General features: G+C 64.2%; 17 protein-coding genes and 2 pseudogenes. 10 read left to right on the top strand and 9 right to left on the bottom strand.

Translation table 11 applies throughout. From position 1 onward, the window contains the following. Positions 1 to 82 precede the first annotated feature (82 nt). Together LC039_RS22000 and LC039_RS22005 are read right to left on the bottom strand one after the other, a co-directional pair. A complete protein-coding gene (locus LC039_RS22000; protein ID WP_226628293.1) occupies positions 83 to 556 on the bottom strand; it encodes a hypothetical protein in 474 nt (157 codons plus the stop codon). 819 nt (positions 557 to 1375) lie between these two features. Then, a complete protein-coding gene (locus LC039_RS22005; protein ID WP_226628294.1) occupies positions 1376 to 2170 on the bottom strand; it encodes an IclR family transcriptional regulator in 795 nt (264 codons plus the stop codon). 284 nt (positions 2171 to 2454) lie between these two features. Between LC039_RS22005 and LC039_RS22010 the strand changes: the two genes are divergently transcribed. Further along, entirely contained in the window at positions 2455 to 4497 is a 2043-nt protein-coding gene (locus LC039_RS22010; RefSeq protein ID WP_226628295.1) for a TonB-dependent receptor, read from the top strand. 76 nt (positions 4498 to 4573) lie between these two features. On the opposite strand, the gene LC039_RS22015 is transcribed toward LC039_RS22010, so the two are convergent. From LC039_RS22015 to LC039_RS22030, 4 genes are read right to left on the bottom strand one after another with little or no spacing between them, the layout of a single operon-like run. Then, complete coding sequence (locus tag LC039_RS22015) at positions 4574 to 5542, bottom strand: ABC transporter substrate-binding protein (protein WP_226628297.1); 969 nt, start codon at positions 5540 to 5542, stop codon at positions 4574 to 4576. A 19-nt stretch (positions 5543 to 5561) separates the two neighbouring features. Then, positions 5562 to 6605, bottom strand: a complete 1044-nt coding sequence (locus LC039_RS22020; protein ID WP_226628299.1) for an iron ABC transporter permease — start codon at positions 6603 to 6605, stop codon at positions 5562 to 5564. Continuing rightward, positions 6602 to 7606, bottom strand: coding sequence for a FecCD family ABC transporter permease (locus LC039_RS22025; RefSeq protein ID WP_226628301.1), 1005 nt, complete (start codon positions 7604 to 7606; stop codon positions 6602 to 6604). Before LC039_RS22025 ends, LC039_RS22020 begins: the two co-directional genes overlap by 4 nt. Next, positions 7603 to 8388 (bottom strand): ABC transporter ATP-binding protein, encoded by a 786-nt coding sequence (locus LC039_RS22030; RefSeq protein WP_226628302.1) that lies wholly within the window; start codon positions 8386 to 8388, stop codon positions 7603 to 7605. Before LC039_RS22030 ends, LC039_RS22025 begins: the two co-directional genes overlap by 4 nt. 136 nt (positions 8389 to 8524) lie before the next feature. On the opposite strand from LC039_RS22030, the gene LC039_RS22035 reads away from it, so the two are divergent. The 3 genes and pseudogenes from LC039_RS22035 to LC039_RS22045 form a co-directional block, all read left to right on the top strand. Further along, entirely contained in the window at positions 8525 to 9805 is a 1281-nt protein-coding gene (locus tag LC039_RS22035; RefSeq protein ID WP_226628304.1) for an NtaA/DmoA family FMN-dependent monooxygenase, read from the top strand. Between the two features lie 93 nt (positions 9806 to 9898). Beyond that, positions 9899 to 10656: pseudogene (locus LC039_RS22040) on the top strand (IS5 family transposase). A gap of 13 nt (positions 10657 to 10669) precedes the next feature. Further along, a pseudogene (locus LC039_RS22045) lies at positions 10670 to 10899 on the top strand (BCCT family transporter); the annotation flags it as partial. A gap of 77 nt (positions 10900 to 10976) precedes the next feature. On the opposite strand, the gene LC039_RS22050 reads toward LC039_RS22045, so the two are convergent. Then, positions 10977 to 12020, bottom strand: a complete 1044-nt coding sequence (locus LC039_RS22050; RefSeq protein ID WP_226628306.1) for a GlxA family transcriptional regulator — start codon at positions 12018 to 12020, stop codon at positions 10977 to 10979. 309 nt (positions 12021 to 12329) lie between these two features. Here LC039_RS22050 and LC039_RS22055 point away from each other — a divergent pair, with 309 nt between their 5' ends. The 3 genes from LC039_RS22055 to LC039_RS22065 all read left to right on the top strand — a co-directional run bounded on the left by LC039_RS22055 (position 12330) and on the right by LC039_RS22065 (position 16713). Further along, entirely contained in the window at positions 12330 to 13079 is a 750-nt protein-coding gene (locus tag LC039_RS22055; protein ID WP_226628308.1) for an electron transfer flavoprotein subunit beta/FixA family protein, read from the top strand. Between the two features lie 17 nt (positions 13080 to 13096). After that, on the top strand, positions 13097 to 14032 hold the full coding sequence (locus LC039_RS22060) for an electron transfer flavoprotein subunit alpha/FixB family protein (protein WP_226628310.1): 936 nt from the start codon (positions 13097 to 13099) through the stop codon (positions 14030 to 14032). A gap of 119 nt (positions 14033 to 14151) precedes the next feature. Next, positions 14152 to 16713: a GcvT family protein gene (locus LC039_RS22065; protein WP_226628312.1), complete on the top strand. Its 2562-nt coding sequence runs from the start codon at positions 14152 to 14154 to the stop codon at positions 16711 to 16713. Between the two features lie 81 nt (positions 16714 to 16794). Here the strand turns inward: LC039_RS22065 and LC039_RS22070 are convergent, their stop codons facing one another. Beyond that, positions 16795 to 17673, bottom strand: coding sequence for a LysR substrate-binding domain-containing protein (locus tag LC039_RS22070; protein WP_226628314.1), 879 nt, complete (start codon positions 17671 to 17673; stop codon positions 16795 to 16797). Between the two features lie 156 nt (positions 17674 to 17829). On the opposite strand from LC039_RS22070, the gene LC039_RS22075 reads away from it, so the two are divergent. Both LC039_RS22075 and LC039_RS22080 read left to right on the top strand, forming a co-directional pair. Further along, positions 17830 to 19071 (top strand): aromatic ring-hydroxylating oxygenase subunit alpha, encoded by a 1242-nt coding sequence (locus LC039_RS22075; RefSeq protein ID WP_226628316.1) that lies wholly within the window; start codon positions 17830 to 17832, stop codon positions 19069 to 19071. A 6-nt stretch (positions 19072 to 19077) separates the two neighbouring features. Further along, positions 19078 to 20160 (top strand): hybrid-cluster NAD(P)-dependent oxidoreductase, encoded by a 1083-nt coding sequence (locus LC039_RS22080; RefSeq protein WP_226628317.1) that lies wholly within the window; start codon positions 19078 to 19080, stop codon positions 20158 to 20160. A 628-nt stretch (positions 20161 to 20788) separates the two neighbouring features. Here LC039_RS22080 and LC039_RS22085 read toward each other — a convergent pair. Next, positions 20789 to 21769: a GntR family transcriptional regulator gene (locus LC039_RS22085; protein WP_226628319.1), complete on the bottom strand. Its 981-nt coding sequence runs from the start codon at positions 21767 to 21769 to the stop codon at positions 20789 to 20791. Between the two features lie 189 nt (positions 21770 to 21958). On the opposite strand from LC039_RS22085, the gene LC039_RS22090 reads away from it, so the two are divergent. Continuing rightward, positions 21959 to 22906 (top strand): sialic acid TRAP transporter substrate-binding protein SiaP, encoded by a 948-nt coding sequence (locus LC039_RS22090; protein WP_226628320.1) that lies wholly within the window; start codon positions 21959 to 21961, stop codon positions 22904 to 22906. The last annotated feature ends 1 nt before the right edge of the window (position 22907 follow it).

The raw sequence follows: 22907 nt of genomic DNA on the forward strand, positions 1-22907 counted from the left end.
TTTCCTCCCATGAATGGTGTAAGGATACACCCGCCCTTGCACCGCCGGTGGTGCGCGAAAGGGGTAGTATCTGTTGGCCACCTCACCCGATGGCCAGGGTCGCGTCGATCGACGAGCCCGAATAGACGTCCTCGATGGCCACCGCAGCGGCGTAGACGTCGGCCAGCGTATCTTCCGCGCTGACCTGTACTTCGAAGTCCGCCGTGGCGATGTTGCCGCCGGCGACCTTCTTGTAGTTGTCGTAGGTGTAGCTGGCTTCCGGGGTGACATAGATCGGGGTTCCGGTGTCGAGATAGGCGAAGTCGACGGCAAAGACCTTGGTCGTCGCCTCCTCCCAGTTTGCCCCGGTCTTGGTCGTGGTTTTGGTGAAGACGAAGTCCGCACCGCTCACGTCGCAGTAGGTATAGGCCGTCGCGTATTCCGGACCACCCTCGGCGGCTGCCTTGAACGTTGCGCTTCCGAGCGCAAAGGACGCCAGGTCGGAATCCACTATTTCCGCCTTGAGATCAGCCGAAGCGATGGTGTGTTCGCCAACCGCCTCGGCGGATCCGCCCATTTCCACATCTATCGCGGATTCCAATCGTTCGCCCGGGTTGCGAATACTTCCCGACAATCGATCGGCGATGCCCTCCAGGAACGAAACTGCAAGATCAATCGCCCGATTTGACCAATTCCCTCTCTCGAGAATACTTCCGACTCTCGCTAAAGCGCTGAGATACACAATCTTTCCTCCTCTCCAGGGATCATCTCTTCTTCTTAAATGCACCAATTTAATGCGTATAGTCTGCCCGCCATACCCGCAAAAATATATACTCCTAAGGATACTATAGTTCCTGCGGTATTTGCATTTGAGATCCCTAATTTTTTCTGGGCAAATTTCCGCTAAGGCGTCAAAACAATTGCCAAAGCGTGGTCCACGCGGATATCCGCGACCATTGCATGAAGCGAGAGCGCCGGATCCTTTGGAGTACGGGCGCCTGTCACGCGCTTTCGTGCGCGCTTCCGATAGTCATCACGGCGTCGGGAGCTCGCCGAAAGGCGTATGTCTGCTGGCCCTGTCCCGAGCAAAGCTCGGTCAAACTGCCGCTATGCCGGGCGGATGACGCGCAAAAGAACAACCCCCGGCAGCAAAACTATCGAAAGGGGTAGACGCGCTATCGAATGTGCAGGGGGCGCGGACCGCAGGACTCCCTTTGCGCCGGGCAACTCCCGGATGCGCGGGACCGGCCTCTCGGGCACCAGCGAGGGATCGAGGCGCGCCGAGATCAGGGAAACGATGATACCGATGGCCCCGGGCAGCAGACCCGCCTAAGCCACTTATTGGGTGCGAGGCTGACGCAAGCTTTCAAACGGGGCAACAGGATCAAGCGGACGCTCAGCGCCCTTCGATCCGCCCCGCCGTCGCCTTGCTCAGGGTCAGCGCAACCTCGCGTAGATCGCGCCCAACGGCATCCGTGACCTCATCGCCGAGGTTGGCCACCGTGGTCATCACGCAGGCGATCTCGCCCTGCGGGTCGAACACCGGCACCGCCTGACCCGAGACGTGCGGCAACAGATGGCCCTTCAATTCGCACCAGCTTGTGGCGCGCACCTCGGCCAGCACATCGGACGCGGGCCGGGATCCCCGAAAGCTCTCGGGCTGCGAGGCCCGCGCGCGGGCGATGCGGTCCTCGGGCAGGAAGGCCTGGAACATCAGACCGCAGGCGGAATTGTCGAGCGGCAGCACATCCCCCAGCGCCAGCGAATTGATCGAGAACACCGCGCTGCGATACCAGCGCACCAGCGTCGGGCCGCGATCGGTCCAGATCGCGACCCCGGCGCTGGCCGCCGTGCGTTCGGCGAATTGCTTCATCTCGCTGGCTGCCAATTCCACCGTATCGAGACGCCGCAACGCCGCTACGCCGACGCCCAAAGCCAGAGGGCCGAGATCGTAGTGCCCGCTCGCCGGGTCCTGCACGGCCAGTTCCTCGCGCACGAGGCTCTGCAAATAGCGATGGGCCATCGAGCCCGAGGTGCCCGCCCGCTTGGCGATAACCCCCAGCGCCAGCGGGCCGGAGGCATTGGCCAGGACTCGCAGAAATCCGGCGGCGGTCGAGACTGATTGGATCGTGCCTGCCTTGCGGTGATCGCTTGGCACGGTGGCGATCTCGTCTGGCGTCTCGTTCTGCATCAAACGTCCTTCATTCTGGCGGCCCTGCACGGCATCCGGAGCCGCAGAGTGGTTGTGCGGACGCTAGCCGCAGGCGCAGGGCGGATCAATCCATCGGCCCGAGTGCGATCCCGCAACAATATCCGAGTGATTTTGTCTATTGAATATTGCTCTGCAGTATTCATCATGCAATGAGAAATGAATGCGGCTATCCTAGCCACGCGCCCTCGCGCGTCCCGTCCTGATCGCCAAGACCCGGATCCTCCCAAGCCACGCGGCCGCACCGACCAATGATGGGGACAGATATGAAAACGAAAAGCAGATTGCTTGGCGGCATCGCGCATGGGGCGCTCGTGCTCGGGATGGCGCATCCGACGTTCGCGCAACAGAGCGGCTACGACCTTGGAATGATCCTGCTCACCGGTGAAAAGGACGCCAAAACCATCGAGAGCACCGCGACCTCGGTGCAGGTGATCACCGGCGATGAGGTGAAACCGCAGAGCGGCGACATCAGCGAGGCGCTGAAGACCGTTCCGAACCTGCTCGACGTCGGCACCGGCGTCGCACCGACGATCCGCGGTATCGAGAGCCAGGGCGCGCAGGAAGGTGCGGTCGCCTTCTTCGCGGGCACGACGCCGCGCGCCACGGTCAATGTCGATGGGCACTATCAGAACTACTATGAATATGTGAACGGCGGCACCAGCCTGTGGGACATCGATACGATCGAGGTCTACCGCGGCCCGCAGACCACCAAGCAGGGCGCCAACTCGATCGCCGGCGCGACGATCGTCAACACCAAGGACCCGACCTTCGAGCCTGAAGCCGCGGCGCAACTGCTGGGCGGCAGCTACAACACCCGCCGTGCCTCGCTGGCGCTGAGCGGACAGGTCGCACCCGATATAGCGATGCGTTTTTCGGCCGACTACTTCTCGCGCGACAATTACGTCGAGGTGAAAGATGCCGAGGGCGACGGCGGTGACACCAACCGCGATTTCGAGAGCCAGACATACCGCGCAAAGCTGCTGTGGGCACCCTCGGACCTGCCCGGCTTCGAGGCCAAGCTGACCTACGCGCATGTGGACAGCAACGAGCCGACCAGCGAGAGCGTCCCCTTCCCCTACAATGGCGATCTGGAAAGCAGCGACTATGGTCCCACGCTGCATGTGATCTCTGACAGCGTAATTGCAGATGTCAGCCACGACTTCGGCAATGGCATCACGCTGTCGAACCAGCTCAGCTATGGCGAGTCGGTCTATGACCGCACGCTCGAGGAGTATGAAGATGGCACCGCCCATGTTGAATCGGACGGCTGGACCAACGAGCTGCGCGCGAATTTCGGCGACGCGCTCGATCCGGTCAGCGGCGTTGTCGGGCTGTTCTATTCGCAGACGGATCAGGCGGATGACATCTACATCACCTACAACGGCAACGGCGGTCAGAGCTTCTTTGACAACGACAAGACCAGCACCGGCCTTTACGGCGAGCTGACCTGGCGCCCGGCAGAGCGGCTTGCGGTCACCGGCGGGCTGCGCTTCCAGCATGACGAGATCGCGCGCAGCGGCACCTACGAGAGCTACCTCTTCGGCACCACCAACCCGGTGGACTACGACGAGGACTTCGACGCCATCCTGCCAAGCCTCGGCCTTGCCTACGCGGTGACAGACGACACCACTGTCGGCGTCTCGGTGGCCAAGGGTTACAACCCCGGCGGGAGCGGCATCAACTTCATCACCAGCGATTACTATGAATACGACGAAGAGACGGTCTGGACCTACGAGGCCTACGCCCGAAGCTCGCTGCTGAACGATCGCCTCTTCCTGACCGCGAACCTGTTCTACAGCGACTACCGCGATCAGCAAATCTATTCCAGCCGCACCACCTACAACGCCGAGCGCGCAGAAACCTATGGCCTTGAGCTGGCCGCCGACTATCAGGCCACCGATACACTGCGGCTGACCGCAGGAATGGGGCTGCTGCGCACCGAGATCCTTGAGTTCGACGATGTGCCGAGCCTCGAAGGCAACGAGTTGAGCCGCGCGCCGCATGGGACCTTCAGCCTTGGGGCGAGCTGGGATGTGACCGACCGCCTCACCGTGGGCGGCGATGTGCACCACGTCACCGGCTATTACTCGGATGCCGACAACACCAGCGACTACGAGGTCGATCCCTATACGGTGGCCAACCTCTCGGCGAGCTATGATCTCAATGATCAGTTCGAGCTTTATGGCTACGTGAACAACGTTTTCGACGAGAGTGAAGTCACTTGGGTGCGCAGCGCCACGGGCAGCGCCTCGGCCCGTGTCACCGATCCGCGGATGATCGGCATCGGTGTGCGCATGCAGTTCTGAGCCGCAGCGCCGCACAAAAAGGAAACGGGCTCGCATGCGCGGGCCCGTTTTCGTCTGCCGGGTGGCACAGCGCCGGTCAGTCCGCCGCCCAGCTGCGCACCGCTTCCAGCGCGTGTTCGGCGCTGGCGATAGACGGCGTCGAGACCTTGGCGCTGTCGATATAGATCGTGCGCCCTTCTGTCTCGGGGCGCAGGAAGCGCGCCCATCCGGGGGCAATGCGGTCGAGCTTGGCGCGGGTCGAGGTCTCATCCCTTTCGGTGCCGGTGTAGGAATTCATCAGCACCAGGACGTCCGGATCAAGCCGCATGAACAGTTCAGGGCTCAGCGGGACGGCGAAGTTAGAGCCGAGCCCCTTGCCCTCGCCAAGTCCCTCGACCTTAGCCCGGGCGTAGCCGAGGTCTTCCATTGCTTGAATCACGCCCGAGGTCTCGCCCACGAGACGCAAATCATCATGAGCGATGACCACGAGATAGCTTTGCCCCTCAGTCCTTGCGGGCAGCGCAGCACGCGTTTCGGCAAGGCTCTCTTGATACTCCGACATCCGCGCGGCGAAGGCGTCCTCCATGCCCAGCACGCCCGCAAGGCTCTGCTGCACTTCAAAGCCGCGCACCCGCCCGGTGCCAGTGTTCTGCAAATAGGTCGGCGCGATCTGCGCCAGCTGCTCGACGATGCCGGAATTGTACTCCGACCCGATGATCAGATCCGGATCGAGTGCCCGCAGTTTCTCGAAATCCATTTGCCCCGAAGGCCCCACACCCTTGGGCCGCTCCGACACGGCATCCTTGCCCAGCACGGTGTCGATGAAATCGACCGCCGCAAGCGAACCGCCGTCATCGGTCCGGCCGTAGCTGCCGACCAGCCTGCCGCCAATGTCGAGGATCGGCACGCCGAGCAGCGGATCATGGGTGACAACCACACGCTGCGGCCTCTCTGGCACCACAACGGCGCGCCCCGTGTCATCGGTCAAGGTCCGACCCTCGGCATAGGCGAACGGGGCGGCGAGCTGAGCGCTCAGCACCAGCGGAAGCAGCAAATGTCGTTTCATCAGGAAGTCCTCACAGATCTCACAGGGTGCGGCGCAACATGCGCAGGCGCAGAGTGACAATGAACACGGGCACGCCGAGCAGCGTCAGGCAAAGTCCGATGGGCAGTCCGATATCGGTGCCCAGACCCCGCGACAGGCAATCGGCGGCAACCACGAAGATGCCGCCAACGAGGCCGCTCAGCAGCAGCCGTGCCCGACCCGAGCTGGGCAGCAGAAACCCGGCGATATGCGGTGCCATGATCCCGAGAAAGACCAACGGGCCGGTGACGGTCACCGCGGCCGAGGTCAGCAGTACGGTGGCCAGCAGTACCGTCAGCCGTGCCCCGCGCAGGCCCAGCCCCAGCGCATGGGCGTGCTCTTCGCCCAGTTCCAGCAGCCGCAGCATTGGCCCCGCCACGAACAGCAGCGGCAAGGACAAAGCAAGCCAGGGCAGCATCGCTCCGAGCGCGCCCCATCCCGCCTGATAGAGCGATCCCGCAAGCCAGACCGAGATGGCGAAAGACAGGTCCGTCGGCGCGTAGAGGATGACGACCGACGTGACCGCCGAGAGCGTCGTCTCGACCGCCAGTCCCAGCAGCAAGAGCGCCAGCGCATCGCCCGACCGGCTCTGCGCCGTGAGCCGCGCGAGAAAGAGCGCGACGCCGAGGCCCCCGGCGCAGCCAATCAGCGGCAGCCAGCCCTGCGGCAGGCTCGGCAAAAAGATCAGGGCCAGCAGGATCGCCAGAAGCGAGCCCTGCGCCAACCCCAGAAGCCCGGGATCCGCGATCGGGTTGCGGGTCAACGATTGCAGCATCGCCCCCGAGGCGGCAATGGCGGCCCCTGCCAGAAACCCGGTCAGCGCCCTCGGCAATCGCAGGCTCAGCACCGCGTAGTGCTGCGCGTCGTCAAGGCCGCTCGAAGGCATCAGATCGCCAAGGGCGACCGGCGTCGTTCCCACCGTGAGCGATCCGACGATAAGTGCGGCGGCCACTCCCAGCAGCACCAACGCTACGCCAAGGTCGATGCGGCGCATCTCAAGGCCCGCCACCCGCCAGAGCCCGTATCCGTCGAGCCGCCGGGTCATCGCGCGGCGCCCGGGCGAAGATAAAGCCGGTACACGATCACGCCGAAGCAGACCCCGCCGACCAATTCCAGCAGCACGCCGGTATGCAGAGTGAAAGGCGCAAAGGCGCGCCGCGCAAGAACGTCCGACAGCAAGCAAAGCGCCGCCCCGACCAATGCAGAGACCGGCAAAAGCCGGGCCAGATGCGCTCCCGTGAAGGGCCGAACTAGATGCGGGACCACGAGGCCGACAAAGGCGATCGGGCCGCAGATCGCCGTTGCCGAACTCGCCCCGATAACCACCGCCACCAGCGCCGCCCGCGTCACCCCGCGCACCCGAACGCCCATCGCCGCCGCCCGCTCGGTGCCAAGGCCGATCAGCGTGAGCGGACGCGCCAGAGCAAGCAATATGAGCATGGAGACAAATCCCAGCGGCCAAAAGGCGGCCAGCCGGTCGGCGTAGAAATGATTGATGTTGCCCGCAAGCCAACTCAGATATTCGGCCCGCCGTGCTGGATCGGTCAGTAGCAATGCACCGGAGAGCCCGGCCAGCAGCATGCCGGTCAGCGCCCCCGACAGGATCAGCGGCAGCCCACGCGGATCGGGACCGAGGCCGGTCAGCCGCGCCACGGCCGATGTCATCGCGAAACCGGCAAAACCGCCCGCCAGCGCCGACAGCCCCTGCACGAATAGCCCCGCGTCAAAGCCGTATACCGACACCAGCATGCCCAGCAACGCCCCGGCGCTTACACCGAGGGTCGAGGGCGAGGCCAAGGGGTTGCCGGTAAGACCCTGCATCGCCGCGCCGCCCGTCGCCATGACAGCACCGACGTAGGCCGCGATCAGCGCCCGTGGCAGCCTCTGCGTGAGCACAAGGAAATGATCCAGACTCTCCGGGTCGAAACCCAGCAGCGCGGCGACAACCTCACGCGACGCAATGTCGGTGGCGCCGAAGCTCAGGCTCGCCGCCGCGGCCACAAACAGCAGTGCCAGCCCGCCGAGAAAGGTGACGGCAAATTTCACGGGCGGCGGACCATTCGCGTGCCCTTGGGCAGACATACGAGGCGATCGCCAAGTTGACGCATCTCTGCCTCGACGCCAAACGCCTGCGCGACGGTGCTGGCATCCAACACGTTGCGGACCGGGCCTTGCGTCAGCACACGACCCTCTTTCAGCACGACCACGTCATCGGCATACGACAGGGCGAGGTTTAGGTCGTGCAGCACCATGATCAGTGTCTTGCCCTGCTCTGTCACAAGCCGCCGCACGAGATCGAGCACGGCATATTGGTACTTCAGGTCGAGATGGTTCACCGGCTCGTCCATCATCAGCAGCGGTGTGTCCTGCGCCAGCACCATGGCGATGAACGCGCGCTGCCGCTGGCCTCCCGACAGTTTGGCAACTTGCGTGGCCTCCGCCCCGTCCAACCCAACCGTGTGCAGCGCTGAACGAAACTGCGCGCGCGCGGCATTGCTGACCGAGCCAAAAAGACCAGTGCGCGCAAATCCGGCCAGTTCCACCAACTCGCCGACGGTAAGGTGATCGGGGCAGACATTCGTCTGCGGCAGATAGGCCATGCGGCACGCGACCTGCCGTGGTTTCAAACCAGATAGCGGTGTTTCGTCCAGCAGCACCCGCCCGGCCTGCGCCGGCGCGATCCCCATCAAGCAGCGCAGCAGCGTCGACTTACCGCTGCCGTTGGCCCCGACCAGCGCGGTGAAACGGCCTGTCCGGAACTCCACCGAGACATCGCGAAGGATCGGAAGCTGTCCGATTGAGAAGTTGAGGGACAAAGTCTTGAGCACGTATCGCACCACAGAATACGTTTCTGATTGCAAAACTCATATTCCATAGTAAAAACGTCAACAACCCAAATCCGTCCAAGTTCCGCGCAGAAGGGCGTCCCCGGTGCCCAAAATCCAAAAACAGCTCCATATCGGCATGACCCTCGCGCCCACCTGGCTTTCGGGGGATGCGTGGCGGCGCGAAGACAGCCAGGTTGAACGCCTGTCGGACCCGTGCTTTTTCATCGAACTGGCGCAGCGCGCAGAGGCGGCGCATCTCGACTTCGTCTTTCGCCCCGACAGCCTCGGCGCGCCGCCGCCAGGCATGGCAAAGCGTCCCGGTGGCAGCGGCTCGGACCCGACCCTGCTGATGACGCTGCTGGCCGGGCACACCTCCCACATCGGGCTGCTGACCACCGCTTCGACCACCTTTTTCCCGCCCTATATCCTCGCCCGGGCGCTGATGACGCTGCATTGGCTCTCGGGCGGGCGCGCCGGGTGGAACATCGTCACCAGCCTCGACGGTCAGCGCAACTTCGGCCTCGCGCAGATGCCAAGCGCCGACGAGCGCTATGCCAGCGCCGCCGAAGCGGTTCAGGTGATACGCGCGCTCTGGCAGACATGCCCTAATGGCGCTGCAACCATTGATCGCAGCGCGGGGCTCTATGACAGCGCGACCATTGCCGAGCCGATCAACTTCGAGGGCGCCTATTATCAGGTCGAAGGCCCGCTTGGCGCCATGGGGCATCCGACCCCATTGCCGCTCTTTCAGGCCGGGGCCTCTGACATCGGGCGCAATTTTGCCGCCGGCATCGCTGACGGGACTTTTGCGGCCTGCCCCGACAAAGCGACCGCCATCGAGTTGCGCGCCGACCTGCGCCGCCGCGCCGAGGCGCAGGGACGACCAGCCGACGCGGTGCGCGTGATGCCGGGGCTGAGCCTGTTCCTCGCCGCCTCTGAGGCAGAAGCGCAGGAGCTTTACCGCGAGACCCATGCAGGCACGAGCCGGGCGCAGAAACTCGCCAAGCTCACAGCGATGCTGGGCTTCGATCTCTCGGACTGGGAGGGCAGCCGCCGGATCACCGCTGCCGATCTACCGCCGCCGGCGCAAGGCGTCCGCAGCCGCACCCACGCCGAACTTCTGCGCCGCAAGATCGCCCGATCCGAACCAACCCTCGACGCGTTGCTCGAAGCGCCTGAGGTGCTGGGCTCGGCGCATTGGCAGGTTATCGGCACGCCCGGGCAAGCGATCGACGCCATTCGGGATTGGGCCGATGCGGGCGCTATGGACGGCTTTATTCTCTTTCCCGGCGGCTCGGTGCCCTGCCTTGATCTTGCCCTTGCCATCATTCCGTCCGCGCTGGCCGAGGACGGGCGGTTCCGCAACGGCTATGTAGGCAGTGACTTTGCCTCTCGCCTCGGTGTCGCAACGCAATGACTCGAAGCGCCATCGAAATGGAGACGCTTAGGGTCAGGACCCATTGATTTGGTTGGTCGTGCATGATTCACCGTTCGAAAACGAGTGGTGACCATGTCTGATCTTTTCTGGTTGAGTGACGCACAGATGGCACGTCTGGAGCCTTACTTTCCGAAGTCTCACGGCAAGCCCCGAGTTGATGATCGACGTGTTCTGAGTGGCATTATCTTCATCAATCGCAACGGCTTGCGGTGGCGCGACGCCCCAAGGGAGTATGGCCCCCACAAGACACTCTACAACCGTTGAAAACGATGGAGCGATAAGGGTGTCTTCGCCCGCATCATGGCGGGGCTGGCCGCCGAGCATGGCGAGGAGACCACTGTGATGATCGACGCAACCCATCTGAAGGCCCATCGCACAGCGTCCAGCCTGGGCGTTAAAAAGGGGGGCGTGGACGCCTGATTGGCCGAACCAAGGGCGGCATGAACACGAAACTCCACGCCATCTGCGATAGTCAGAGCCGCCCCATCGACCTGTTCCTGACTGCCGGACCCGTCAGCGACTACATCGGGGCGCGTGCGCTGATCAGTGGGTTGCCCAACGTGAAGTGGCTACTCGGAGATCGCGGCTACGATGCCGATTGGTTCAGAGAAGCCTTGCAGGACAAGAAGATACGTCCTTGCATCCCGGGCCGGAAGAAACGGAAGACGCCCGTCCGCTACGATAAGCGCAGGTATAAGCGGCGCAACCGGATCGAGATCATGTTCGGCAGGCTCAAGGATTGGAGACGGGTGGCGACCCGTTATGACCGATGCCCGAAAGTCTTTCTATCGGCCATCGCTCTCGCTGCAACGGTGATCTACTGGCTATGAGTCCTGAGCCTAGGGCTCGTTGGTGATCGACACGATCATTCGGGCGGCAAGGTCGATGCGCCGGTGCCGCAGCGGGTGTTCTGGTGCGTGTTCGAAGGCATTGTCGCGGTGGTCCTGCTGCTCTCGGCGGGCGGGCTGAAATCGCTGCAGTCGATGGTGATCTCGACCGGCCTGCTCTTCACAATCGTGCTGCTGGTGATGTGCGTGGCGATCTGGCGAGGGCTTGCGAGCGAGCCCCGCTGAGACACGCGCCCTCGCCAGACGGAAGCGTCGCGGAGCCCCTCCGCGGCGCTCTTGTTTCAGAGAAAGCGCGCCCGGGATCAGGCCGCCAGGCCTTGCTCCTGCCGCAGCGTTTGCGGGGTGCAGCCGAAGCGCCGCCGGAACATCCGGCTCAGGTGTGACGAGTCGCAGAAGCCGCAATCCACCGCGACCTGTGCGACGGACTTTTCCGCCGTGAGAAGCAGGTGATGCGCCAGCGACAGGCGGATGTTGAGGAAAGCCGCTTGCGGCGAGATGTCCAGGGCACTGCGGAAATGCCGTTCCAACTGCCGCTTGCTGTGTCCGGTCCGCTGCGCGATCTCCTCGACCGAAAGCGGCGTGTCGATGGTCTGCTGCATGAGCTGCAGTGCCCGCAAGACGATCGGGTCGCGGGTCTTGAAGCCCAGGGTGATTCCGGGTTGCGGCTTCTCGGCCTGCAGCGCGTCGTCGATGATCATGATGTGCAGGCTCTTGCTGGCCTGCGCGCGCCCCACGTGCTTTTCCACCAAGTAGGCTCCCAGATGCGCCGAGCTGGCACCGCCGGAACAGGTCAGCCGGTCGCGATCAACCACGAAAATCTGGTCCGCCACGGGATTGAGCCCCTCGAACTGCTCGAGGAAATCCGCGTGATGGAACCAGCTCACGCAGCAGCGGTAGCCCTGCATCAACCCGGCCTCGTGCAGAAGGAAGGCGCCGGTACAGACCCCCACCAGGGGTACGCCCGCATCTGCCGCCTGCCGCAGAAACTTCGTGTAAGCCGGGCCGAGCGTATGCATGTCGTCCATGAGCCCGCCGACCACGACGATATAGTCGAACCGCGTCGGATCGCCGAGCCGTTCCTTGGGCTGCACCGTGATGCCGCTGCTCGAGGGCACCGCATCCATCGTGTCGGAGACCACCGTCCAGGTGCACAGGATCGGGCGGCTGCGGTCGCCCTCATCCGCCGCGAGCCGCAGAACGTCGACGAAATTGGCAAAGGCGCAGAGGGTGAAGCGCTTGGCCAGGATGAAACCAACCGAGAGGCGCGCATCCTCCGGCCCGCGCCGGATGGCCCGGGAAGACGCCGCGCGCGAGGTGGCTTTCCGCGGTGCAGGGAGATGGGGCATGCTGGCGCTCCGGGCTGCACGGAGACTCTTCGGCGGGCTGTCGTAGCCCTCATCCCCGCGTGTCGCATATGTCCTGTCTTTCGACAGCGTTTCGTCGCAATACTCTGCGCTACGAAATCGGCATCGACTTCGCCAAACGCGCCCCTGCAAGGCCGAAACGCGACGTCTACACCGGTCGGATGAACACTGGCGGAGATTTGCGACACCCCCGGGCCGTCGCCCCTGTTCTCGGCCGGATCGCAGGAACCTCCCGCATCTGCGGGCAAAGAATTCCCGGCGGCGCTCGGGACACGGCAGAGAGGAAGCGACATGAAAGTGCTGGTCCCGGTGAAGCGGGTCGTCGATTACAACGTGAAGATCCGCGTGAAGGCGGACGGCACGGGCGTCGATCTGGCCAATGTGAAGATGTCGATGAACCCCTTCGACGAGATCGCCGTGGAAGAGGCCATCCGCCTCAGGGAAGCCGGCAAGGCCGACGAGGTCATCGTCGTGTCGATCGGCCCGGCGCAGGCGCAGGACGTGCTGCGCACCGCGCTCGCCATGGGCGCCGATCGTGCCATCCTGATCACCGCCGAGGGGCCGGTCGAGCCGCTCACCGTCGCCAAGCTGCTGAAGGCCGTGGTCACCGAGGCGTCCCCCGGGCTCGTGATCCTCGGCAAGCAAGCCATCGACGACGACAGCAACCAGACCGGCCAGATGCTCGCAGCACTGCTCGGCTGGAGCCAGGGCACCTTTGCCTCGGCGCTGGAGCTGGGCGAAGGCCGCGCCAAGGTCACCCGCGAGGTCGACGGCGGCCTGCAGGCCATCGAGATCGCGCTTCCGGCCATCGTCACCGCCGATCTGCGCCTCAACGAGCCGCGCTATGCGTCACTGCCGAACATTATGAAGGCCAAGAAGAAACCGCTCGACCAGAAGACCGCCGAGGAGTTCGGCATCTCGACCGCCCCGCGCCTCAAGGTGCTGCGCGTCGAGGAGCCCGCGGCGCGGGCGGCGGGCGTGAAAGTGGGCAGCGTCGGCGAGCTGCTCGACAAGCTCAAGACGGAAGCCGGCGTCATCTGAGAGCGGGACCCTACACCATGGCAATTCTTCTTTTCGCAGACCACGACAACGGCACGTTGTCGGAGCAGACCGCCAAGGCGCTGACCGCCGCGCTGCAGATCGGCACCGAGGTGGACATCCTGATCGCCGGCAAGGGCGCCGCCCCCGCCGCCGAGGCTGCCGCGCTGCTGACCGGCGTGCGCAGCGTGTTGCTGGCCGAGAGCGAACTTCTCGAGCACCGGCTGGCCGAAGCTACAGCCGCGCTGATCGTGGCCTTGGCGGCGGGCTATGACACCATCCTTGCCCCGGCCACCACCACCGGCAAGAACGTGCTGCCGCGCGTCGCCGCCCTGCTCGACGTGATGCAGATCTCCGAGATCACCGAGGTCGTTTCGGCCGACACCTTCAAGCGCCCGATCTATGCCGGCAACGCCATCGAGGTGGTGCAGTCGACCGAGGCCCAAAAGGTACTCACCGTACGCACCGCAGGTTTCGCCGCCGCCGACGCCGGGGCCGCCGCCGCGCCGGTCAAGGCCGTCGAGGCCGGGACCGAAGGTGCCGGTCTGTCGAGCTTCCTCGAGAACATGCTCTCGACCAACGACCGCCCCGAGCTGAGCTCGGCGAAGATCATCGTCTCCGGCGGCCGCGCGCTCGGCTCGGAAGAGAAGTTCCGCGAGGTGCTGAGCCCGGTCGCCGACAAGCTCGGTGCCGCCGTCGGCGCCTCGCGCGCGGCGGTCGATGCGGGCTATGCGCCGAACGACTTCCAAGTCGGCCAGACCGGCAAGGTCGTCGCCCCAGACCTTTACGTCGCCTGCGGCATCTCCGGGGCGATCCAGCACCTTGCGGGCATGAAGGACAGCAAGATCATCGTCGCGATCAACACCGACGAAGATGCACCGATCTTCCAGGTTGCGGACTACGGTCTGGTCGGCGACCTTTTCGATGTGCTGCCGGAACTTGAGCGCCAGCTCTGACCTCCCTCTCGCGCGGAAGACGGTCGTTTTCCGCGCGGTGAATGCCGGTTCGGCGCCATCAGCGCGCCGCGCCACACCCTATCACTTGCGTACTCCCCTCGAACAAGCGGACTGCACCCATGTCTTCCTTTCCTGAACGCGCCAATGTCGTCATCGTCGGTCTCGGCGGCATCGTCGGCGCCTCGGTCGCCCACCATCTGGTAGAGCGCGGCTGGGACAATATCGTCGGCATCGACAAGTCCGGCATCCCCACCGATATCGGCTCGACCGGCCACGCCTCGGACTTCTGCTACTGCACCAGCCACGATCTGCTGAGCACCTGGGCGACCATGTACTCGGTCGATTTCTACGAGAAGATGGGCCACTACTCGCGCATCGGTGGTCTCGAGGTGGCGCGCGTCGGTGACGACCAGCGTATGGAAGAGCTCAAGCGCCGCTGCGACTCGGGCCGTGCCTTCGGCACCAACGTGCGGATGATCTCCGCGGCCGAGGCCAAGGAGAAATTCCCGCTTCTCGAAGAGGATCAGATCCAAGGCGCGATGTGGGACCCGGATGCGGGCCTCGTCGTTCCGCGCTCGCAGACCGTCGCCGGCAAGCTGGTCGACCAGGCCGAGAAATCCGGCAAGCTCAAGGCCTTTGCCAACACCCCGGCGCTGGAGCTGCTCACCGAGAACGGCCGCGTCACCGGCGTGAAGACCTCGCGCGGGACCATCATGGCCGATCACGTCGTGGTCTGTGCCGGCCTCTGGGGGCGCCTGATCGCCGCGATGGCGGGTGAAGACCTGCCGGTGATGCCGGTCGATCACCCGCTGACCTTCTTCGGACCTTATGACGAGTTCGCCGGCACCGGCCTCGAGATCGGTCGTCCGCTGCTGCGCGACCAGGGCAACTCTGCCTACATGCGCGACACCGGCGATCCTGCGACCACCGAGGGTGGCCAGATGGAATGGGGCTACTACTACGAGAAGGACGTGCGGATGGTCCATCCGCGCGACATCCTCGAGAAGGGCCAGGCGCGCCTCGGGCCGTCGATGCGCGACCTCGTGCTGGAAGACGTCATCGAGCCGCTCGAAAAGGCCATGGAGCTGACCCCGATCCTCGCCGAGCTCGGCTTCAACGAGAGCCACTCGTTCAACGGCCTGCTGCAGACCACGACCGACGGCGGCCCGTCGATGGGCGAAAGCCGCAAGCTGCGTGGCCTGTGGTACGCCGTGGCGATCTGGGTCAAGGACGGCCCCGGCATGGGCAAGCTCATCGCCGATTGGATGACCGACGGGCGCACCCACATCGACCACCACGCGATCGACTATTCGCGCTTCCAGGACTTCCAGCTGAAAGAGGATTTCATCTGGGGCCGCTGCGAGGAAACCGCCGCCAAGATCTACAACCCGCCCGTCCACCCGCGCGAGCCCTTCGGCAACGGCCGCGGCATCCGCCGCTCGCCCTTCTACGAGCGCGAGGTCGAGCTGGGTGGCTACTTCATGGAACTCGGCGGCTGGGAGCGTGCGCATGGCTATGCGGCCAACGAGCACCTGCTGGAGAAATACGCCGATCAGGTTCCGGTGCGCGAGAACGAGTGGGACAACCGCCACTTCTGGCGCGTGTCCAACGCCGAGCAGCTCGAGATGAGCGCCGATTGCGGCATCATCAACCTGTCGCACTTCCACATGACCGACATCGAGGGCCCGGACCATGTGGCGCTGATGGAATGGCTCTGCGCCGCGAAGGTCGGCGGCGACAATATGGTCGGCAAGGGCATCTACACCCACATGCTCGACGATGAGGGCAACGTGCGGGCGGACTTCACCGTCTTCCGCATGGGCGACCGCTGCCGCCTGGTGAACGGCGCCGACGCCGGTCCGCGCGACCTCGAATACATGAAGCGCACCGCGATGGACCAAGGCTTCGACGTCACCATCACCGATGTCACCGAGAAGTTCACCACCATCGGCATCTGGGGCCCGAACGCCCGCGAGAACCTCAAGAAGGTGGTCGCGGATCCAGCCGGCCTCGATATCGAGAACTTCCCCTTCGCGGCCATCAAGCCGATCGAGATCGCCGGCAAGACCGTCACGGCCTTCCGCATCTCCTACGTCGGCGAACAGGGCTGGGAACTGCACATGCCCTACGAGGACGGCCTCGCCGTCTGGGATGCGCTGCGCTCCACCGGGGTCATGGCGGTGGGTGTCGAGACCTATGCCAACTCGCGCCGTCTCGAGAAATCGCTGCGCCTGCAGAACGCCGACCTGCACACGCAGTACAACCTCTACGAGGCGGATCTCTCGCGTCCGAAGGTCAAGGAAGCCGACTTCCGCGGCAAGGAGAAGCACCTCGAGTTCCGCGCCCGCGAGCACCAGCCCGCGATGCTCTGCACGCTGGTGATGAACGACAACATCGACAGCAAGGGTGTCGCCCGCTACCCGGTCAACACCATGCCGGTCATGGACCCCGAGACCGGCGACGTGCTGGTCGACGCGCTCGGCCGCCGCTCCTACACCACCTCGCAGGCCTTCGGCCCCAGCATCGGCAAGAACATCATGCTGGCCTACCTGCCCTGGGACTACTGCCAGGCCGGGCGCAAGCTGCAGGTGACCTATTTCGACGAACCCTTCGAGGTCGAGGTCGCCGGCATCGGCTACGCGCCGCTCTACGATCCGGAGAACAGCAAGCCGCGCAGCTGATCTGCGGCCTCACCTGAGAAAGAAAGCGCCGGCGGGACACCCCGCCGGCGTTTTGGTTTTCAGGGCTTCGTGTGGAGTCCCCTAACCCTCCTGCTCGGCGAGCCAGTCGGCAAACAGCCGCGCGTTGGCCGAAGCTCCTGCATGGATTCGCAAATAGAAGGGATAGGGCGACTCCATCGCCTCGGGCACCAGCTGCACGAGGCGATGGCTTTCGAGATATCCGTGCAGCAAGCCTTCCCACCCCAGCACCGCGCCGATGCCATCTTCGGCCGCCTTCAGGCCGATCAGGTAGTTGTTGAGCGCAAACTCCGGGCCCGTTGGCGCCGGCCGGCCGAGCGAGGCGAACCATTCGTGCCAGCCGGTCCATTCGTTCGCGCCCGAGTGAATGCGGATCAACGGCATCTCGGACAGATCCGCGACCTGCGCGATCCTATGGGCCTCTGCGAACTGCATGCTTCCGAGGGCGAGGATCCGGTCGCGAAACAGCAGCCGGGTCTCGTCGTCCTCCCGGTCGGGATCGCCGTAGTGGATGCTGAGGTCCACGCCGGTCACCCGGCCGCTGTCCTCGATGACCTGCGAGATCGCGACGCCCGGGTGCGCCTTCCAGAAGGCCGCCAGCCGCGGCGTCAGCCAAAGGCCACTCATCGCGGTGGTCGCCGCGATCGAGACCGCGGTGCGATCCCGGCGGTTGCGGATGCGCGCGACGCTGTCGGAGATCCCCTCGAAGCCCCGCTGCAGCGACACGAACAGCAGTGCCCCCGCCTCTGTCAGTTCCACCCCCCGGTACTGGCGCGTGAACAGGGGCTGGCCCAGATCGTGCTCAAGCGCCTTGATCCGGTGACTGACCGCAGCAGGGGTAACGTTTATCTCGGCAGAAGCCTGCTTGAAGCTCAGATGACGGGCGGCCGATTCAAAACAAGCCAGGTCGCCTAAAGACGGTAGATCATAGGGCTTTCGCATATCGTCAGGTCGCTTTTGTCTGGCATGAGTCGCAGTTGGATCATGGCGGCAATGAGTTTACTAAGGCTAATCTCAGATGAATTTTTTGCCAATTGCCAGGCTGGCGGTACGGTGGCTTTGTGGCGCGAAACTCACTCCCCCGGCAGGAGATTCAAGATGGCCAGCCAGACCGCCCCGCTTTCCGAACTGCTCCACCAGCACCGGCCCGGACATGGTCTCCGGCAGCCGTTCTACGGCGCCCCCGAGGTCTTCGAGGCGGACCTGCAGGCGATCTTCTACCGCGACTGGCTCTATGCCTTTCCGGCCTGCTTGCTCGGCAAGTCCGGCAGCTACCAGCGGATGAAGATCGGCGCCTATGACGTGATCGTGCTGCGCGACGGCAAGGGCGAGATCCGCGCCTTCCACAACTCCTGCCGCCATCGTGGGTCGATCCTCTGCTCCGCCAGCAAGGGCAATGTCGCCAAGCTGACCTGCCCCTATCACCAATGGACCTACGACCTCGACGGCCGGCTGATCTGGGCCCGCGACATGGCCGCCGATTTCGACGCCTCGCAACACGGGCTGAAGCCGGTGCACTGCCGCGAGCTTTCGGGGCTGGTCTATATCTGCCTTGCCGACGAGGCCCCGGATTTTGATGCCTTCGCCGAAACCGTGCGTCCCTACCTGGGCGTGCACGATCTTTCCAATGCCAAGGTCGCGCACCAGTCGACGATCGTCGAGAAGGGCAACTGGAAGCTGGTCTGGGAAAACAACCGCGAGTGCTACCACTGCGCGGGCAACCACCCCGACCTGTGCCTGACCTACCCCGAGGATCCCTCGATCACCGGCGTCAGCCCCGACGGCACCTTCCCCGAGAAGGTCGAGACTCACTTCAACCGGCTCGAGGCCGCCGGCGCCCCGTCCCGCTTCAGGGTCGGCGGCGATGGCCAGTACCGCGTGGCTCGCATGCCGCTGCTCGACGGGGCGCAGAGCTACACGGTGAACGGCAAGATCGCGGTGCAGAAACGCCTCGGCCACGTGCCCGTGCTCGATGCCGGGGCCCTGCTTCTGTTCCACTATCCGACCACCTGGAACCACTTCCTGACCGACCACTCCATCACCTTCCGCGTAACCCCCATCGGCCCACAGGAGACCGAGGTTCAGACCACCTGGCTCGTCCACAAGGACGCGATCGAGGGCGTGGACTATGACCTCGAGAACCTGACCCGGGTCTGGGAGCACACAAATGACGAGGACCGCCGCGTCGTCGAGGACAACCAGCAAGGCATCAACTCGCCGGCCTACGAGCCCGGTCCGTACTCGCCCACGCATGAAGACGGCGTTCTTCAGTTCGTCAGCTGGTATCTTGACCGGATGCGCAGTGCCTATAATGCCCCCATCGCCCAGGCCGCGGAGTGACGTGATATGGTGAACGCAAGCCCTGCCCCCCTTGGCCCTTGGACCGACGACGAACCGCTCGAGTGCGTATCGGTCCTGCCCGAAGCGGAGAACGTCGTCACTGTCTGCTTCCAGGCCCCCTCCGGTCGGCCATTCGAGTTCGACGCCGGCCAGTTCCTCACGCTGGCGCTGCCGGTGCCCGGCGGCCCGCTCTACCGGACGTTCACGATCTCTTCCTCGCCGTCGCGTCCGAAGTCGCTCACGGTAACCATCAAGGCGCAGCCGGAGTCCATCGGTGTGCGATGGATCATCGACACGCTTCGGCCCGGAATGAAGGTCAAGGCAAATGGCCCCTCCGGCCATTTCACCGCGGCCAACCACACAGCGAAAAAGTACCTCTTCATTTCGGCCGGGACGGGCATCACCCCGATGATGTCGATGACGACCGAGCTCTACGACCTCGGCAGCCATTGCGACATCGTCTTCGTGAACTGCGCGCGGCGGCCCTCGGACATCATTTTCAAGCGCCGTCTGGAGCATATGGCGACGCGGATCGCCGGCCTTGACCTGAAATGGGTGGTGAGCGCGCCGGACCGCTACCAGCCCTGGACCGGGTACCAGGGGCGCCTCAACCAGCTCATGCTTGGCCTGATGGCACCCGACTACCTTGAGCGCGAAGTCTTCTGCTGCGGCCCGGAGTCTTTCATGCAATCAGTGCGCGAGGCTCTCGCCGGCCTCGGCTTCGACATGGATCACTACCATCAGGAGAGCTTCCACGCCCCCGCCATTCCGGGGACGCAGCACGTCGAGGCTCCGGTGCCCGACGACGATCTGCCCGACGAGGACATCATGGCAGAGGTCACCTTCAGCCGCTCCGGCCTGAAGCAATCCTGTGCCGAAACGGAAACGGTCCTGGCCGTGGCCCGACAGGCCGGGATCGCGATCCCGACCGGCTGCACCTTTGGCGTCTGCGGCACCTGCAAGACCAAGAAGATTTCGGGCGAAGTATATATGGTCCACAACGGTGGCATCACCGAGGACGAAATCGAAGAGGGGTATTTCCTCGCCTGCTGCTCGAACCCGCGTGGCAAGGTTGAGCTCGAACTCTAGCCCAGATGGGGGATCCGGCTTGCGTCCGACCTGCCTCCTGCTGTTCCCTCGTTCATAACAAGAGTCTGCACCTTTATGATGTGCTACCCGACGCTGGACCGCCGGAAGCTGGAATTTCCCGCCCAGCCCAGCAATAGGCCGACGCGCCTGCCGTCTGCCCCACGGCGATGGTCAGACAGCCGACCATCAACCCGATCGCAGGCCGGTGAGGCAGCAGTCGCACGCCCCATACCAGATACACGCAGGTCAGCATCACATAGGCGGCGCCGAACAATGCCCCGCCAGCCAAGGCAAGCATCGGCGTCGCAAGAGTGGCCAAGAAACTTGCTTGAGAGCTGAGAGCGCTTCGTTCGCCAGTCGAGCCGCGATAGTCGTCCGCGCAAAAGGTCTGGAGGCAGTCCCGACAGTGCAACCTAATTCGCGGGCTTTGGAACAGGACCGCTCGGACAAGGTCAAAATATGTTGGTACATTTTCGTCGTGCTCTGTCGACGTTATGCCACTCCAAGCGCGGCATCTTCGGGTACCGGACGACAGCTCGATAAGACCCGGCGATGCTCTGAGTTGATGCCCCCGGATACATAGGAGCGTTCTTGGAGCCGCGCGGGCTCACCGGCGTGCAAGCGTGGCCTAGTCCAGCTCCGTCAGAAAGGGCAATCCAACCGGCAGGTCTTCGGGCGTCAGATTTTTGACGCGTCCGACCGCAACGTCGCAGGCCTGCTCGAGGTGCCGCTCAAGCGCCGCGGCCGCCTCGTGCGCGAAACCGCCCTGCAGCGCCTCGAGCACAAGGAGGTGCTGGTCAATCGTACTGTACACCGACGCTTCGGAACGGGTCGCGGTGAAGGAGATATGCGTCGAGATAAGGGGCAGCTGGCTGCGCTCGATGGAATCCGTAAGTATCCGGTTCCGGCAGGACAGCACGATATCGCGATGCAGCCATTGCTCGATCAGCAACAGCTCGGGAACGCCGACCTCCGACACCGCCCCGCGCATACGCCGCAGCTCGGCGATCTGGTGCGCCACCGTCCCTTGCGGCAGAAGGTCAACCGCCTCGACCAGAGCCACCGGCTCGAGCAGCCGGCGCATGGTGTAGTGGTCCTGCACGTCCTGCTCGGTCATCGGGCCGACCTGCCAGCGCCCGTTGGCCTGCTGCCGCACCAGCCCGACGCGCTCCATCCGCGTAATGATCTCATGCGCGACGCTGCGGCTGACGCCATAATGCTCGGCCATCGCCTTTTCGTTGACGCCGAAGCTTCCGAACACCATGGCCGAGGCGATCGCCGTCTGCGCCTCCTCGAAGAGCCGTTGCCGCCAGTTGCGCGATTCAATCCCGTCTCGCGCGATGGTCGGAATGGCGAGAACCGGGGCGTCCTCGTCGCACGCCTCCGTGCCCTCACCAAGCACGCGGTAACCGCGACGGCCGTTGAACTCCAGCAGGCCCTCGCTCTCGAGCCGCTTCAGCGCAGCGCGAATCGGCACCCGGCTGAGCGTGAACTGACGCGCCAATTCGGACTCTCGCAGACGCATGCCCGAGCGCAGCTTGCCACTCGCAAGATTGTCGACCAGCACAGCGTAGACCACGTCCTGCAGGCGTTTCGGCTCTGGTTTCATACGATTAGTCGCCCTTTCCCGTCAGTTTCAATTGAATGCTGTTCGCTGGGTTTTTGCAATGCGTCTCCGCATATTTGTATCTTGCCGACATTATACATTAGTTGCTACGACTCTTGCAGAGGCACTCATTTTGCCAGGGAGGAAAACACAGTGACCCGACAGAGATTGACAGCTACCGCCATCGCCTTGATGGCCTCCACCGCTCTTGCCGGTCCGGCACTCGCGGCCGATACCGAATTGAAATTCGCCCATGTCTATCCCGATGGCAGCCTGTTCGATCAGGCCCTGGAGCGGGCCTCGGACGCGATCGAAGAATCCACCGAGGGACGTTACGCGCTGGCCATATTCCCGGCCTCGGCACTGGGCAACGAGGAGGCGCTGAACGACGCGCTGTCTCTCGGCTCGATCGATCTCATCTACACCGGCGTTGCCTTCATGGCGCAGTCGGTTCCCGAGATCGCCATCTCGGACTACCCCTACGTCTACCGCGACTTCGCTCACTGGGAAGGTTTCTGGCAGAGCGATCTTCTGAAGGGGCTGATGGAATCCTACACCGAGGTGACCGGCAACGCGTTCGTCACCAGCACCTACTACGGCCAGCGCCACGTCACGGCGAACAAGCCGATCCTAAAGCCTTCCGACATGGAAGGGCTGAAGATCCGCGTCGCCAATGCCCCGGCCTACCTGATGTTCCCCGAGGCGACCGGAGCCAACCCGACGCCGATGGCCTTCTCCGAAGTCTACCTCGGGCTGCAGCAGGGTGCGGTCGACGCACAGGAGAACCCGCTGCCGACAATCCAGTCCTCGCAGTTCTACGAGGTCCAGAGCGACATCAGCCTGACCGGCCACATCACCGCGACGCTGGTGACGCTGATGTCGGGCTACACTGCCGAGAAGCTCTCGGAAGAGGACCACGACGCGATCTTCACCGCGCTGCAGGAGGCCGCGGACTGGGCGACCGAAGAGACCCGCGCCAATGAGGCCAACCTGATTTCCTTCTTCGATGACGAGGGCGTCTCGGTCCACGAAGTCGACCGCCAGCCGTTCATCGACGCGGTGACCCCCTACCTGACGGATTACGACAACGTGCCCTGGGACGAGGCGACCTTCACCGCGCTTCAGGCCATCGGGCGCTGAA

It is taken from the genome of Alloyangia pacifica (assembly GCF_020524285.1).
Taxonomy (GTDB): Bacteria; Pseudomonadota; Alphaproteobacteria; order Rhodobacterales; family Rhodobacteraceae; genus Salipiger; species Salipiger pacificus_B.